Source organism: Mycobacterium paraffinicum (assembly GCF_001907675.1).
Classification (GTDB): Bacteria; Actinomycetota; Actinomycetes; order Mycobacteriales; family Mycobacteriaceae; genus Mycobacterium; species Mycobacterium paraffinicum_A.
Map to the genome: position 1 here is coordinate 146,456 of NZ_MPNT01000002.1, position 13,617 is coordinate 160,072.

The window sequence follows — 13,617 nt, forward strand, 5'->3', positions numbered from 1 at the left end:
CTATGCGCTCATGGGTGCTGGCTGGACACCGAGATGACCTCGCCGGTGAGGTAGCTGGAGTAGTCACTGGCCAGGAAAGCGATCGTGGCCGCCACCTCCCACGGCTCGGCGGCCCGCCCGAACGCCTCACCGGCGGACAGCCGGTCGAGCAAGTCGGGCGAGGTGGTCTTGTCGAGGAATTTGTGCCGGGCAATGCTCGGCGACACCGCGTTGATCCGCACCCCGTATTCGACGGCTTCGATTGCGCTGCAGCGGGTTAACGCCATCACGCCCGCCTTGGCGGCCGCGTAGTGCGACTGCGAGTGCTGTGCGCGCCAACCCAAAACGCTTGCGTTGTTGACGATCACCCCCCCGTGCGCGGCCTCGCGGAAGTACCGCAGCGCCGCCCGGGTGGCCCGGAACACCGACGACAGGGTCACGTCCAGCACGCGGTCCCACTCGTCGTCGGTCATGTCCACCACCGGGGTCTGGCCGCCCAGTCCGGCGTTGTTGACCAGCACGTCGAGCCGGCCCATCCGGGCCGTGGTGGACGCGATGAGCGCGTCCACCTGCGCGGTGGACGTCACGTCACACAGCACGCTCTCGACCCGGCCCAACCCCAGCGCGGACAGCTCCTCGGCGGTCTCGCCCAGCCGGCGTTCGTGGTGGTCGGACACCACCACGTCGGCACCCTCGGCCAGCGCGCGCTTGGCGGTCGCCGAACCGATTCCGGTCCCCGCCGCCGCCGTGACGACAACGACCTTACCCTGCAAAAGCCCATGCCCGGCAACCTCTTTCGGAGCTTCGGACAGGCTCATCCCTTTACCTCCCTGGGCAGGCCGAGCACGCGCTCGGCGATGATGTTGCGCTGGATCTCGTTGGATCCGCCGTAGATGGTGTCGGCGCGGGTGAACAGGAACAGCCGCTGCCATTCGTCGAATTCGCCGTCGGACAGGGTCAGCCCCGGTTTGCCGATCACGTCCATCGCCAGCTCCCCCAGCGCACGATGCCAGTTCGCCCACAACAACTTCGACACGTTATCTTTCCCGGCGGCCTGGCCGCCTCCCTCGACATCCATCGTGGCCAGCGCGTAGCTGCGCATCGCGCGCAACCCGGTCCACGCGCGGGTCAGCCGCTCGCGGATGAAGGGGTCGTCGGCGGCGCCGTTGCGGCGCGCCACTTCGGCGAGATTGGAAAGCTCACGGGCGTAACGGATCTGCTGGCCAAGCGTCGAAACCCCGCGCTCGAAGGTCAGCGTTCCCATCGCGACCCGCCAGCCGTCGCCGGGCTGGCCGACCACCAGGTTGGCGTCGGTGCGGGCGTCGTCGAAGAAGACCTCGTTGAATTCCGAGTCGCCGGTCAGCTGGATGATCGGGCGGACCTGCACCCCGGGCTGGTCCAGCGGCACCAGCAGGTAGGAGAGCCCGGCGTGCCGCTTGGAGCCCTTCTCCGTGCGCGCGACCACGAAGCACCACTGCGCCCAGTGCGCCAACGAGGTCCACACCTTCTGACCGTTGATCACCCACTGGTCGCCGTCCAGCTCGGCGGTGGTGGACACGTTGGCCAGGTCGCTGCCGGCGCCGGGTTCGGAATAGCCCTGGCACCACAGTTCGGTGACGTCGAGGATCTTGGGCAGGAACCGCTGTTGTTGCTCGGGCGTCCCGAAGGCGATCAGCGTCGGGCCGAGCAGCTCCTCGCCGAAGTGGTTGACCTTGTCCGGCGCGTCGGCTTTCGCGTACTCCTCGTAGAACGCCACCCGGTGCGCGGTCGAGAGCCCGCGCCCGCCGTGCTCGACGGGCCAGCCCAGGCAGGTGAGACCGGCCTTGGCGAGATGCTGGTTCCACGCCCGGCGCTCTTCGAACGCCTCGTGCTCGCGACCCGGTCCGCCAAGACCCTTGAGAGCTGCGAATTCGCCGACCAGATTGTCGGCGAGCCACTGCCGGACCTCCGCCCGGAACTCCTCGACGTCCTGCATGCCCTGTAGGCTAACCTACCAAGCACTTGCTTTGTCGGCTCGGTGACGATGCGCCCCGCGCAGCGGCGTGAGGAGCAGCCGAGCAATCCAGGTAGGAGCAGTCTCGATGACCGGCGATGTCCGCACCATTCCCGCGGCGCTGGACCGTTTTGCGAGTCGGTTTCCCGACCACGACGCCTTGATCACCGACGAGCGGTCGTTCACGGCGGCCGCGCTGCGCGGGGAGGTGCACCGCGGGGCGGCCGCGCTGATCGCCCTCGGCGTGCGGGCGGGCGACCGGGTGGCCATCTGGTCGCCCAACACCTGGCACTGGGTGGTCGCCTGCCTGGCCATTCACCACGCCGGCGCGGCGATGGTGCCCCTGAACACCCGCTACACCGCCGAAGAAGCCGGCGACATCCTGGCCCGCACCGGGGCGCCCGTGCTGTTCGGGATGGGCAAGTTCCTCGGCCACGACCGCGTCGCCGACTTGAATCGGGATGCCTTGCCGGCGCTGCGCCACATCGTGCGCATCCCGATCGAGGCGGACGATCCTGTTCAAGGGACGTGGGACGACTTCGTCGCGCGCGGCTCCGACCTGGAGGCGGTCGGCGCCCGCGCCGCCGCCGTCACGCCCGACGACGTCAGCGACATCCTGTTCACCTCGGGCACCACCGGCCGCAGCAAAGGCGTGCTCTGCGCGCATCGGCAGTCGTTGTCGGCGTCGGCGTCGTGGGCGGCCAACGGCAAGATCACCAGCGACGACCGCTACCTGTGCATCAACCCGTTCTTCCACAACTTCGGCTACAAGGCGGGCATCCTGGCCTGCCTGCAGACCGGCGCGACGCTGATCCCGCACCTGACGTTCGACCCGCTGCGCGCGCTGCAGGCGATCGAACGGCACCGCATCACCGTGTTGCCGGGACCGCCCACCATCTACCAGACCCTGCTCGACCATCCGCGGCGCGACGACTACGACCTGAGTTCGCTGCGGTTCGCGGTGACCGGGGCGGCCACCGTGCCCGTCGTGCTGGTGGAGCGCATGCAGTCCGAACTCGACATCGACATCGTGCTGACGGCGTACGGACTCACGGAGGCCAACGGGATGGGCACGATGTGCCGGGCCGAGGACGACGCCGTCACCGTCGCCACCACCTGCGGGCGCCCGTTCGCCGACTTCGAATTGCGGATCGACGCAAGCGCTCCGGGCGATGCCGGCGAGGTGTTGCTGCGCGGGCCGAACGTCATGCTGGGCTACCTCGACGACCCGGAGGCCACGGCGGCGGCCATCGACGCCGACGGTTGGCTGCACACCGGTGACATCGGCGCCGTCGACGCGGCTGGCAACCTGCGCATCACCGACCGGCTCAAGGACATGTACATCTGCGGCGGGTTCAACGTCTACCCCGCCGAGGTCGAACAGGTGCTCGCGCGAATGGCCGGGATCGCCGACGCCGCGGTGATCGGGGTCCCCGACGAGCGCCTCGGCGAGGTCGGCCGGGCGTTCGTGGTGACCAGGCCCGGCGCGGACCTCGACGAGGAGTCCGTGATCGCTTATACCCGTGAACATTTGGCGAACTTCAAGGCACCGCGTTCGGTGCGGTTCGTCGACGCGTTGCCGCGCAATCCGGGCGGCAAGGTGGTCAAACCACAACTGCGAGAGCTGGCCTGAATGGATCTGGAGTTAGACGAGGAGACCCTGGCGTTTGCGGCCGAGGTCCGTGAATTCTTGTCCGCCAACGGCGAGTCGATCCCGACGAAGTCCTACGACAACGCCGAAGGTTTCGCGCAGCACCGGCGGTGGGACCGGGTGCTCTTCGACGCCGGGTTGTCGGTGATCACCTGGCCGAAGAAATACGGTGGCCGCGACGCGCCGCTGTTGCACTGGGTGGTGTTCGAGGAGGAGTATTTTCGCGCCGGCGCGCCGGGCCGGGCCAGCGCCAACGGCACCTCGATGCTGGCGCCCACGTTGTTCGCGCACGGCACCCAAGAACAGCTGGACCGCATCCTGCCGAAAATGGCCAGCGGCGAACAGATCTGGGCACAGGCATGGTCGGAGCCGGAATCCGGCAGCGACCTGGCCTCGCTGCGGTCCACCGCGACCAAGACCGACGGCGGCTGGCTGCTCAACGGGCAGAAGATCTGGAGTTCGCGGGCGCCGTTCGCCGAGATGGGCTTCGGGCTCTTCCGGTCGGACCCACAAGCCGAGCGGCACAACGGCCTGACGTACTTCATGTTCGACCTGAAGGCCAAGGGCGTCACCGTGCGGCCCATCGTGCAGTTGGGCGGCGATACCGGATTCGGTGAGATCTTCCTCGACGACGTCTTCGTGCCCGACCACGACGTGATCGGCACCCCGAACGAGGGTTGGCGGGCGGCCATGAGCACGTCGAGCAATGAGCGGGGCATGTCGCTGCGCAGCCCGGCCCGGTTCCTGGCGACCGCCGAGCGACTGGTGCGACTGTGGCAGGACAGCGGCTCACCCCCCGCGTTCGCCGACCGGGTGGCCGACGGCTGGATCAAGGCGCAGGCCTACCGCCTGCAGACCTTCGGCACGGTGACCCGGCTGGCCGACGGCGGCGAGCTGGGCGCCGAATCGTCGGTGACGAAGGTGTTCTGGTCCGACCTCGACGTGGACCTGCACCAGACCGCGCTGGACATCCTCGCCGCCGACGGCGAGCTCGCCGGCAGCTGGACGGATGGCCTGCTGTTCGCCCTGGGCGGCCCGATCTACGCCGGCACCAACGAGATTCAGCGCAACATCATCTCGGAGCGGCTGTTGGGCCTGCCCCGCGAGAAGTCCGGGGGCAAGAAATGAAATTTGCGCTAGACGAACAGCAACGCGACTTCGCGGCCAGCATCGACGCCGCGCTCGGCGCGGCCGACCTGCCCGGCGCGATCCGCGCCTGGTCCGCGGGCGACACCGGGCCCGGCCGCAAAGTGTGGGAGCAGCTGACCGATCTCGGCGTCACCGCCCTGGCGGTTCCCGAAAAGTTCGACGGCATCGAGGCGCACCCGGTGGACCTGGTGGTCGCGCTCGAACGCCTGGGACGCTGGTGTGTGCCGGGGCCGGTCGCCGAATCCATTGCCGTCGCACCGGTTTTGCTCGCCGCCGACGAACGGTGCGCGGCGCTGGCCTCCGGTGAGCTGGTCGCCACCGTCGCGTTCCCGCCGCATGCGCCGCGCGCGGTGGACGCCGACTCGGCCGGGCTGGTGCTGCTGGTCACCGACGACGGCGTCGCCGAGGCCGAGCTGGTTGGGGGGTCCGGTGACCGACACGAGTCGGTCGATCCGAGCCGGCCCCTCTACGACGTGGCCCCCACCGGCCAACCCTGGCGGGCGGACGTCGGCCGCGCCTTCGAGTTCGGCGCGCTGGCCACCGCCGCGCAGTTGGTCGGCGCCGCCGAGGCCCTCGTGCGCGACACCGTCGACTACGCCAAGCAGCGCGCACAATTCGGCCGGGTGATCGGTTCGTATCAGGCGATCAAGCACAAGCTCGCCGACGTGCACATCGCGATCGAACTCGCCCGGCCGCTGCTGTACGGCGCGGCGCTGTCGCTGGAGCCTCGCGACGTCAGCGCGGCCAAGGCGGCGGCCTCGGAGGCGGGCCTGCTGGCGGCGCGGTCCGCGCTGCAGACCCATGGCGCGATCGGCTTCACCCAGGAAAATGACTTGTCGCTTTGGTTGCTGCGCGTGCAAGCATTGCGTTCGGCCTGGGGTACTCCCGAGGCTCACCGGCGGCGGGTGCTGGAGGCGCTATGACCGTGAACGAAGAGCGGGAGATGCTGCGGGAGACCGTCGCGGCCCTGGTGGCCAAGCACGCCAACCCGGCCGCGGTGCGCGCCGCGATGGACTCCGAGCGCGGCTACGACGAGTCGCTCTGGAAGCTGCTGTGTGAGCAGGTGGGGGCCGCCGCCCTGGTCATCCCCGAGGAGCTGGGCGGCGCGGGTGGCGAATTAGCTGACGCCGCAACGGTTTTGCAGGAGCTGGGCCGGGCGCTGGTGCCCTCCCCGCTGCTGGGCACCACGCTGGCGGAGCTGGCACTGCTCAGCGCGCCCGAGCCCGATGCCGAGACGCTGGGCGGCCTCGCCGACGGCACCTCGATCGGCGCGTTGGTTTTCGACGCCGACTACGTCGTCAACGGGGACACCGCCGACGTCGTCGTCGCCACCACCGACGGCCAGCTGGCCCGGTGGACCGGCTTCACCGCGGAGCCGGCCGTCACCATGGACCCGACCCGGCGGCTCGCGCGGGTCACGCCCGAGGGCACCGCGACGGTCGGCGCCGACCCCGGTCTCGCCGACACGGCGGCCATCCTGCTCGCGGCCGAGCAGATCGGCGCCGCCGAACGCTGCCTCGAGCTGACCGTCGAATACGCCAAGAACAGAGTGCAATTCGGCCGGCCCATCGGCAGTTTCCAGGCGCTCAAACACCGGATGGCCGATCTGTACGTCATGATCGCCGCGGCGAAGGCGGTGGTAGCCGAGGCCTGCGACGACCCCACCCCGACGAATGCGGCCACCGCGCGGCTCGCCGCCACCGAGGCGCTGTGCAGCGCGGCCGCCGAGGGCATCCAATTGCACGGCGGCATCGCGATCACCTGGGAACACGACATGCACCTGTACTTCAAGCGCGCCCACGGCAGCGCCCACCTGCTGAGCACGACGCAGGAAATCCTCGGGCGACTGGAATCCGAGGTGCTCGAACCGTCGTGAACGACCATGTCGCCCGGCGCGCCGCCATCCCGCCGTTCTATGTGATGGACGTGTGGCTGGCCGCCGCCGAGCGCCAGCGCAGCCACGGCGACCTGGTGAACCTGTCGGCCGGCCAGCCGAGCGTCGGGGCGCCCGAGCCGGTGCGTGCGGCGGCGGCCGCCGCCCTGCATTCCAACGAGCTCGGTTACACCGTCACGCTGGGCATTCCGCAGCTGCGCGCGGCGATCGCCGCGGACTACCAACGCCAGCACGGGCTTCGGGTCACAGCCGACGAGGTCGTGTTGACCACCGGCTCGTCCGGCGGGTTCCTGCTCGCGTTCCTGGCATGCTTCGACGCCGGCGACCGGGTGGCATTGGCCAGCCCCGGCTACCCGTGCTATCGAAACATCTTGTCCGCCTTGGGCTGCGAGGTGGTCGAGATCCCGTGTGGACCGCAGACCCGCTTCCAGCCCACCGTGCAGATGCTCGAAGGACTCGACCCGCCGCCCCACGGCGTGATCGTCGCCAGCCCGGCCAATCCCACCGGGACCGTGATAGCGCCGGCCGAGCTGGCCGCGATCGCCTCGTGGTGCGAGGCGTCCGGGGTTCGGCTGATCAGCGACGAGGTTTACCACGGCCTGGTCTACGAGGGGGCGCCGCAGACCAGCTGCGCCTGGCAGACGTCGCGAGACGCGGTGGTGGTCAACAGCTTTTCCAAGTACTACGCGATGACGGGCTGGCGGCTGGGCTGGATGCTGGTACCGCCCGCACTGCTGCGCGCCGTGGATCGCCTGACCGGCAACTTCACCATTTGCCCGCCGGTGCTGTCACAGCTCGCCGCGGTCGCGGCCTTCACACCGGAGTCGACGGCCGAGGCCGACGGCAACCTGCACCACTACGCGACCAATCGGACACTGCTGCTCGACGGGCTGCGCCGGATCGGCATCGACCGGCTCGCGCCCACCGACGGAGCGTTCTACGTGTACGCCGACGTCTCCGAACTCACCACCGACTCGACCGCGTTCTGCTCGAAACTGTTGAGCGACACCGGCGTTGCCATCGCGCCGGGTATCGATTTCGACACCACACACGGCGATTCGTTCGTCCGGCTGTCGTTCGCCGGGCCTACGAACGACATCGAAGAGGCCCTGCGTCGCATCGGGTCCTGGATCTAAGCGTCCAGGATCTTGTCGAGGCGAGCCTCGAGCGCGCCGCGATCGGCGACGTCGGACACGTTGATGCCGAACCGGTCCCTGAGGGTGTCCACCACCGCGGCGGCGTCGTCGAGGCGGATCTTCTCGCTGACGTCGGCGCGGTGCACGGCCAGGTTCCGGCCGGCCAGGTTCAGCCGGGCGTCGTCGGTGACGCGCGCGGCCGTCAGTCCGGTGACGAAATGCGACGAGGGGTGCGTCGAGACGTACCAGCTGCCCACCGCCAGGTCGATGTCCGGCGCGGTCCGGGTGCTGAATTCGTAGAGCGGCTGCCACTCCCCGCGAACCTGGGCCTGCAGGACCAGCCCGTCGCCGCGGTCCTCCAGCCGGTAGGGCTCGTGCGTCGTCTGCTGCATGGTGCCGGTCTCGATCCGCAGCGGCGAGGTGGGTGTCTGCCCGCCGAAGCCGACGTCGACCAGGTATGAACCGCGGGAGCCGGGGAACGTCACCGCCAACACGGTGTGTGTCTGCGGCGGCGGTGACGGCGCGTCGCGCGGCCGCATCCACACCACCCGGCCGGCCAGGCGGCGCACCCGAAAGCCGAGCTCGGTCAGCACGTAGCCCATCAGGCCGTTGTGCTCGTAGCAAAAGCCGCCGCGGCCCCGCTGAACCAGCTTGCGGGCGAGGGCCTGCGGGCCGAGGTCGTCGACCGGCACCCCCATCACCGGATCGAGGTTCTCGAAGGGAATCGCTTGGGTGTGCGCGCTCACCAATCCCTGCAGGACCTGGAGGTCCGGTGCCGTGGCTCCGCGGTAACCGATCCGTTCGAAGTACTCGCCCAGGTTCAGCGTCATACGGCCATTCTGCGGCCACGTCATCGGCAGGCGTGCGACGGCCGGCAGCGGGTATGCCGCCCGGTAGCCCAAGCCCGGGACCGAAGGAGGAGCTCATGGCCGATGTCGACCTTTACCTCGACCCTGTCTGTCCGTTCTCCTGGGTGACCGCGCGCTGGTTGCTGGACGCCGGGGAGGCGACGGGCACGCCCGTCACCCTGCGGCAGATGAGCCTGGCGGTCCTCAACGAGGGCCAGGACACCGACGGGAAACAGCGGCGCATGATGGAGCGGTCGACGCGGCTGGGACGCCTGTTCGCCGCCGCCGTCGACGAGCGGGGGCCGGAAGCGTTCGCGGCCCTCTACGCCTCGATCGGCCGGCGCATCCACGTGGACGGCGACGACCTGACCGCATCCGCGGTCCGCGCAGCCCTGGCCGAGAACGGCCTGGCGCAAGGACTCGCCGAAGCGCAGGACGACGCCGGCTTTGACCAGGCGGTCAAGCAGGCGCACGAAGCCAGCCAGGACGCCCTGGGCGACGAGGCCGGCAGCCCGATCATCGCGGTCGACGGCCGCGCGTTCTCCGGACCGGTCCTGACCCGAACGCTCAAGACCCCAGCCGGGGTTCGGCTGCTCGAGGCCGTGCTCACCATGGCCGCCGTTCCCGAATTCGCCGCGCTGCAACGGCCGTATGAAGGCCCCCCGACCATCGAGGCCTGATCGCGGCCATCGCCCCGGATCACCACCGGGCGAACGAAGGTTTCCGGAAAAGCACATCCGTGAGGTTCTGAGCGCTAATCTGAGCTCGCCAAGATCATATTCGCGGAGGGTTGAGCGCCAGCAAATGCCTGAAGAGCCCCGGCCCGACAGTGTCGCACCGGTACCGAGCGGCATCGCCGCGGAGCTGGCGGCCGCGGGATTCGAGGATGCCCGGCAAGTGGCCCGCGGCGGGGCCGGGGTCATTTACTGCTGCTACGAGACAGCTCTCGGGCGAAGCGTGGCGGTGAAGGTGCTGCCGTCGCACATCGACGAGGACAGCCGCGAGCGGTTCCTTCGCGAGGGCTATGCGATGGGCGGACTCTCCGGGCACCCGAACATCGTCAACATCCTGCGGGTCGGCGTCACCCCGACCGGCAAACCTTACATCGTGATGCCTTACCACTCAGCGGATTCGCTGGCCGTCCGGCTGCGCCGGGAGGGTCCGGTGTCCTGGCCCGAGGCGTTGCACATCGGCGTAAAGCTTTGCGGCGCGCTGGAAACCGCGCACCGGACCGGCACGCTGCACCGCGACATCAAGCCCGCGAACATCCTCGTGAACGATTACGGCGAGCCGCAGCTCAGTGATTTCGGCATCGCCCACATCGAAGGCGGATACGAGACGGCGACCGGGTTCTTCTCCGGCACCATCGACTTCACCGCGCCCGAGGTGATGACGGGCAATCCCGCCACGGTGGCCTCCGACATGTATTCACTGGGCGCCACGCTCTACGCGCTCATCGCCGGCAACGCCGCGCACGAGCGCAAGAAGGGCGAGGACCTGATCGCCCAGTATCTGCGGATCAGCACCACGGGGATCCCCGACATGCGTCCCGACGGCATCCCGGACGCGGTGTGCACGGCGATCGAGAGGGCCATGTCCATCGACCCGGCCGAGCGGCCCGCCTCGGCCGAGGAGTTCGGCCGCGAGCTGCAGGCCGCCCAGCGCGCCAACGGTCTGAAGCCCGACGCGATGGCCATCACCGGGCGCCCGTCGGCCGTCGCGACCGACGCGCCCTATGCCGCACCCACCGGGGGACACAGTGAGGTGGCGCGGCCGTCCGGCTTGCACACCGCGAGCATGCCCCCACCGACGCGGGGACCGGCCGGGCACGACGACCCGACCTCCGCGATCAGCGCCCCCATCGCGAGCGAACACGCGCTGCAGACAGCGGCGTTTCCGCAGGGGCCCGCCGAGTTGCCCGCGGCGGCCAACCTGCTGCGCGCCGCGCAAGCGTCGTCGACGCAGCCTACGGCGCGGCCACCCCAAGCCGCCGGGCCGTCGGGGCCGAACGGCGGCGCCCAGGGCCCGCCACGGGGTCCCAGGGCACGGGCGGCCGCGTGGTTCGCGGAGCCGGGCAAGAAGCGGAACCGCATCGCGCTGACGGCCGGCGCGCTGGCGGCGGTCCTGCTCCTGGTCGTCGGCGGCATCTATTTCGCGCTTTCGCCCGACAACAAAGCCGGTTCCAAAGGCGCATCCGGCCAACCGACCGCGCAGCCGCCCATGCAATGGAAACCGATCACCAACGCCCGGATTTCGCGGGACGCGGCGGCCACCACGCAGGCCGACGGCACGATCTGGATCTTCGGCGGGATCCGCAGCGACGGCGCCTTCACCGGACTGCAGGAGGGTTACGACCCCGTCATCGACAGCTGGAAGGGCGGCGACGATCTCCCCGTCCCGGTCTCACACGCGATGGCGGTGACTTGGCAGGGAAACCCCGTCGTGCTCGGCGGGTGGAAGTCCGAGGGCGGCAAAAACGTTGCCTCCGAACAGGTTTGGCGGGTCATCAACAGCCGCTGGGTGGAGCTTCCGCATCTGCTGCAGCCGCGCGCGGCCGCGGCGGCGGCGGTGGTCGGCGACCGCCTGGTCGTGACGGGCGGTGTCGACGCGTCCGGCGCGCTGCTGAACACCACCGAGGTGTTCGACGGCAACGCCTGGAGCCTCGGCGCGCCGATCCCGACACCGCGGCAGATGCTGGCGGCGGCCTCGGACGGGAAGCTGGTGTACGCGGTCGGTGGCACCAATGGGACCGCCGACCTACCGACGGTGGAGGCCTACGACCCGGCCGCGAAGGGTTGGTCGCCGCTGCCCCCGCTGAGCCAGCCGCGCAGCGACCTCGGGGTCGCGATCGTCGACGGGCGCCTGGTCGCCGCCGGGGGGGTGTCCGCGGGGCAGGTGCTCAAGAGCGTTTCCGCGCTCGACCTGATGACCAAGGCGTGGTCCGGATTGCCCGACATGATGACCGCGCGGCACGGCATGGCCGTCGACGCGGTGGAGAAGTCCGTGTACGCCATCGGCGGGTCGACCGCCGTCGGCGACGGGCAGCTCACCTCGTCGGCCGAAGCCCTGAAGCTGCCGGCCCGCCGGATCCAGCCGGCGTCGCAGTGGCGCACGCTGCCGGACGCGCCGACCCCCCGGCTGATGATGGCCTGGGCCGTGCAGGACGACAAGATCTGGATCCTGGGCGGTCTGCGCAACGGCACCGCCTTGCAGACCGTGGAGAGCTACGACCCGCACACCGGCGTCTGGCAGACCGGGCCGCCACTGCCCATCCCGCTGCATCACGCGGCGGCGGCGACCTACCGCGGCGAGGTGGTGGTGCTCGGCGGAGCGAGCGACCAGCTCGCCAACGCGTCCGACAAGGTGTTCGCCCTGCGCGGCGGCAATTGGGTTGAGCTGCCACATCTCACGCACCCCCGCGCGGCGCCGGCCGCGGCGGTGGTGGGGGACAAACTCGTCGCGGTGGGCGGGCAGAACGCCAAACAGCTCGTCCCGCAGACCGAGGTCTTCGACGGCAACTCGTGGACGGACGCCGCCGACATGCCGACGCCGCGCGAACACCTGGCCGCCGTATCGGATGGCACCTACGTGTATGCGATCGGCGGCCGGTTCCTGTCCGCCGACAAGAATTCCGCGGCGAACGAGCGGTTCGATCCCCAATCGGGCAACTGGACCAAGTTGGTGGGCATGCCGACCCCGCGCGGCAGCTACGGCGCGACCTACATCGACGGCCGCATCGTGGTGGTCGGCGGCGAGGAACCGACGATGGTGCTGAACGTGGTCGAGATGTACGACATCGCCGACGCGAAGTGGAGCACCTTGCCCCCGATGCCCACCGCGCGGCACGCCGAGGTGGTGGCGACGGTCGGCAACACCATCTACTGCATCGGCGGCGCGAACCGCCCGACCCACGAGGGCCCGATCGCGACGGTCGAGGCGCTGGACTTCATGTAGCCACCGAGACCATGAGCGCCCTGCGATGGGCCGCCGGCTGTTTGTACGGCGCCAAGCGGTGGATGTATCGCGGTGGCAGACCGGGCTTTCCGGCCCGGGTGTTGAATCGGCTTTCCGCGGTGCAGTACTCGGCCGGTGTCCTGTCCCCGGCGCGGGCGATGACCCTCGAGGTGCGGGGGCGGCGGTCCGGACGAACGGTGTCGGTCCCCGTGGTGGTCGTCGATCATGACGGCGGGCGTTACCTCGTATCGACGCTCGGCAATGAGGTGAATTGGGTGCGCAATGTCCGCGCTGCCGGCGGGCGGGCCGTCGTGCGCCGCGGGCACCGTGAAGCGGTGCGACTGGTCGAGGTCGCCAGCAAGGACCGTGCGCCCGTCTTGCGTCGCTACGTTGCGGTCGCCCCCGGGGCGCGCCCCCACATCCCCCTCGCCAGCGACGCACCGCTGACAGCATTCGAGCGGATCGCCGACAGCTACCCGGTCTTTCGGATCACCGCTGACGGTCCGCCTCGTCGGCAAGGGCACGGGCACGCCGGTAGGCAGTGAGGAACAGCACCGTCAGGCCCAACTGGACCGCGAAGACCGGCGCCATGTAGCCGGCGCGCACGAGGCCGCTGCCGATCGCGTAAGCACCCGCGGCCGCGAGACCCGCAAGCACCGGGAACACCGTGAGCAGCAGTACCCCTCGCCGGTCGACCGGTGCGCAGCCGGCCCATACGAGCAGCGCCGTCCACCCGCCCATCAGGGCTGCACCCAATGCGGCGGCGTAGCGGTAATCGGGGCCCGGGGCGAACCCGTGCAGACCCAGCATCGCGGCGGCGACGCGGGGCACCAGAAGTGGCACCACCATGACGGCATCCACCACGGCACCGGCCCAGTAGGCGAACCGCAACAGCGCCATCAACCCCACCTATCTGAGCGGCTCTGCCGCCCGCCTGCCCATCCGATTAGGCGATCCGATGATTTCTGACGTCCGCCGCGACGGGTAGGGGACAAGGTCACTCCGGTCCGGGG

General features: G+C 70.0%; 12 protein-coding genes. 8 read left to right on the plus strand and 4 right to left on the minus strand.

Annotated elements, in window-relative coordinates; translation table 11 throughout:
* Positions 1-8: 8 nt before the first annotated feature.
* Both ipdF and ipdE1 read right to left on the minus strand, forming a co-directional pair.
* The gene (gene ipdF, locus BRW65_RS03380; protein WP_073871302.1) at positions 9-797 is read right to left on the minus strand and encodes a (5R,7aS)-5-hydroxy-7a-methyl-1-oxo-2,3,5,6,7,7a-hexahydro-1H-indene-carboxyl-CoA reductase; all 789 of its coding nucleotides are present in this window, start codon (positions 795-797) and stop codon (positions 9-11) included.
* The gene (gene ipdE1 / locus BRW65_RS03385) at positions 794-1,954 is read right to left on the minus strand and encodes an acyl-CoA dehydrogenase IpdE1 (RefSeq protein ID WP_073871304.1); all 1,161 of its coding nucleotides are present in this window, start codon (positions 1,952-1,954) and stop codon (positions 794-796) included. The genes ipdF and ipdE1 overlap by 4 nt, the downstream gene beginning before the upstream one ends.
* A gap of 106 nt (positions 1,955-2,060) precedes the next feature.
* On the opposite strand from ipdE1, the gene fadD3 reads away from it, so the two are divergent.
* From fadD3 to BRW65_RS03410, 5 genes are read left to right on the plus strand one after another with little or no spacing between them, the layout of a single operon-like run.
* Positions 2,061-3,605: a 3-((3aS,4S,7aS)-7a-methyl-1,5-dioxo-octahydro-1H-inden-4-yl)propanoate--CoA ligase FadD3 gene (fadD3, locus tag BRW65_RS03390; protein WP_073871306.1), complete on the plus strand. Its 1,545-nt coding sequence runs from the start codon at positions 2,061-2,063 to the stop codon at positions 3,603-3,605.
* The gene (locus BRW65_RS03395; protein ID WP_073871308.1) at positions 3,606-4,751 is read left to right on the plus strand and encodes an acyl-CoA dehydrogenase family protein; all 1,146 of its coding nucleotides are present in this window, start codon (positions 3,606-3,608) and stop codon (positions 4,749-4,751) included. It abuts the gene before it with no gap.
* Complete coding sequence (locus BRW65_RS03400) at positions 4,748-5,695, plus strand: acyl-CoA dehydrogenase family protein (RefSeq protein ID WP_073871310.1); 948 nt, start codon at positions 4,748-4,750, stop codon at positions 5,693-5,695. The genes BRW65_RS03395 and BRW65_RS03400 overlap by 4 nt, the downstream gene beginning before the upstream one ends.
* Positions 5,692-6,648 (plus strand): acyl-CoA dehydrogenase IpdE2, encoded by a 957-nt coding sequence (ipdE2, locus tag BRW65_RS03405; protein WP_139272837.1) that lies wholly within the window; start codon positions 5,692-5,694, stop codon positions 6,646-6,648. The genes BRW65_RS03400 and ipdE2 overlap by 4 nt, the downstream gene beginning before the upstream one ends.
* A complete protein-coding gene (locus BRW65_RS03410; protein WP_073871312.1) occupies positions 6,645-7,802 on the plus strand; it encodes a pyridoxal phosphate-dependent aminotransferase in 1,158 nt (385 codons plus the stop codon). The genes ipdE2 and BRW65_RS03410 overlap by 4 nt, the downstream gene beginning before the upstream one ends.
* Here BRW65_RS03410 and BRW65_RS03415 read toward each other — a convergent pair.
* On the minus strand, positions 7,799-8,632 hold the full coding sequence (locus BRW65_RS03415) for an arylamine N-acetyltransferase family protein (protein ID WP_073871727.1): 834 nt from the start codon (positions 8,630-8,632) through the stop codon (positions 7,799-7,801). The two genes, BRW65_RS03410 and BRW65_RS03415, sit on opposite strands and share 4 nt — an antisense overlap.
* A gap of 95 nt (positions 8,633-8,727) precedes the next feature.
* Here BRW65_RS03415 and BRW65_RS03420 point away from each other — a divergent pair, with 95 nt between their 5' ends.
* The 3 genes from BRW65_RS03420 (at position 8,728) to BRW65_RS03430 (ending at position 13,149) form a co-directional block, all read left to right on the plus strand.
* On the plus strand, positions 8,728-9,330 hold the full coding sequence (locus BRW65_RS03420; protein WP_073871314.1) for a disulfide bond formation protein DsbA: 603 nt from the start codon (positions 8,728-8,730) through the stop codon (positions 9,328-9,330).
* 124 nt (positions 9,331-9,454) lie between these two features.
* Positions 9,455-12,604 carry a serine/threonine-protein kinase gene (locus tag BRW65_RS03425; protein WP_073871316.1) on the plus strand — a complete coding sequence of 1,050 codons (3,150 nt, stop codon included), beginning with the start codon at positions 9,455-9,457 and terminating at the stop codon, positions 12,602-12,604.
* An 11-nt stretch (positions 12,605-12,615) separates the two neighbouring features.
* On the plus strand, positions 12,616-13,149 hold the full coding sequence (locus tag BRW65_RS03430; protein WP_073871318.1) for a nitroreductase family deazaflavin-dependent oxidoreductase: 534 nt from the start codon (positions 12,616-12,618) through the stop codon (positions 13,147-13,149).
* On the opposite strand, the gene BRW65_RS03435 is transcribed toward BRW65_RS03430, so the two are convergent.
* Entirely contained in the window at positions 13,094-13,504 is a 411-nt protein-coding gene (locus tag BRW65_RS03435; protein ID WP_139272838.1) for a hypothetical protein, read from the minus strand. The two genes, BRW65_RS03430 and BRW65_RS03435, sit on opposite strands and share 56 nt — an antisense overlap.
* Positions 13,505-13,617 lie beyond the last annotated feature (113 nt).

Excerpts from the sequence above, each read along its gene's own strand:
- ipdF (WP_073871302.1), bottom strand. The coding sequence starts at position 797 with ATGAGCCTGTCCGAAGCTCCGAAAGAGGTTGCCGGGCATGGGCTTTTG.
- ipdE1 (WP_073871304.1), bottom strand. The coding sequence starts at position 1,954 with ATGCAGGACGTCGAGGAGTTCCGGGCGGAGGTCCGGCAGTGGCTCGCC.
- fadD3 (WP_073871306.1), top strand. The coding sequence starts at position 2,061 with ATGACCGGCGATGTCCGCACCATTCCCGCGGCGCTGGACCGTTTTGCG.
- BRW65_RS03395 (WP_073871308.1), top strand. The coding sequence starts at position 3,606 with ATGGATCTGGAGTTAGACGAGGAGACCCTGGCGTTTGCGGCCGAGGTC.
- BRW65_RS03400 (WP_073871310.1), top strand. The coding sequence starts at position 4,748 with ATGAAATTTGCGCTAGACGAACAGCAACGCGACTTCGCGGCCAGCATC.
- ipdE2 (WP_139272837.1), top strand. The coding sequence starts at position 5,692 with ATGACCGTGAACGAAGAGCGGGAGATGCTGCGGGAGACCGTCGCGGCC.
- BRW65_RS03415 (WP_073871727.1), bottom strand. The coding sequence starts at position 8,632 with ATGACGCTGAACCTGGGCGAGTACTTCGAACGGATCGGTTACCGCGGA.
- BRW65_RS03420 (WP_073871314.1), top strand. The coding sequence starts at position 8,728 with ATGGCCGATGTCGACCTTTACCTCGACCCTGTCTGTCCGTTCTCCTGG.
- BRW65_RS03425 (WP_073871316.1), top strand. The coding sequence starts at position 9,455 with ATGCCTGAAGAGCCCCGGCCCGACAGTGTCGCACCGGTACCGAGCGGC.
- BRW65_RS03430 (WP_073871318.1), top strand. The coding sequence starts at position 12,616 with ATGAGCGCCCTGCGATGGGCCGCCGGCTGTTTGTACGGCGCCAAGCGG.
- BRW65_RS03435 (WP_139272838.1), bottom strand. The coding sequence starts at position 13,504 with ATGGCGCTGTTGCGGTTCGCCTACTGGGCCGGTGCCGTGGTGGATGCC.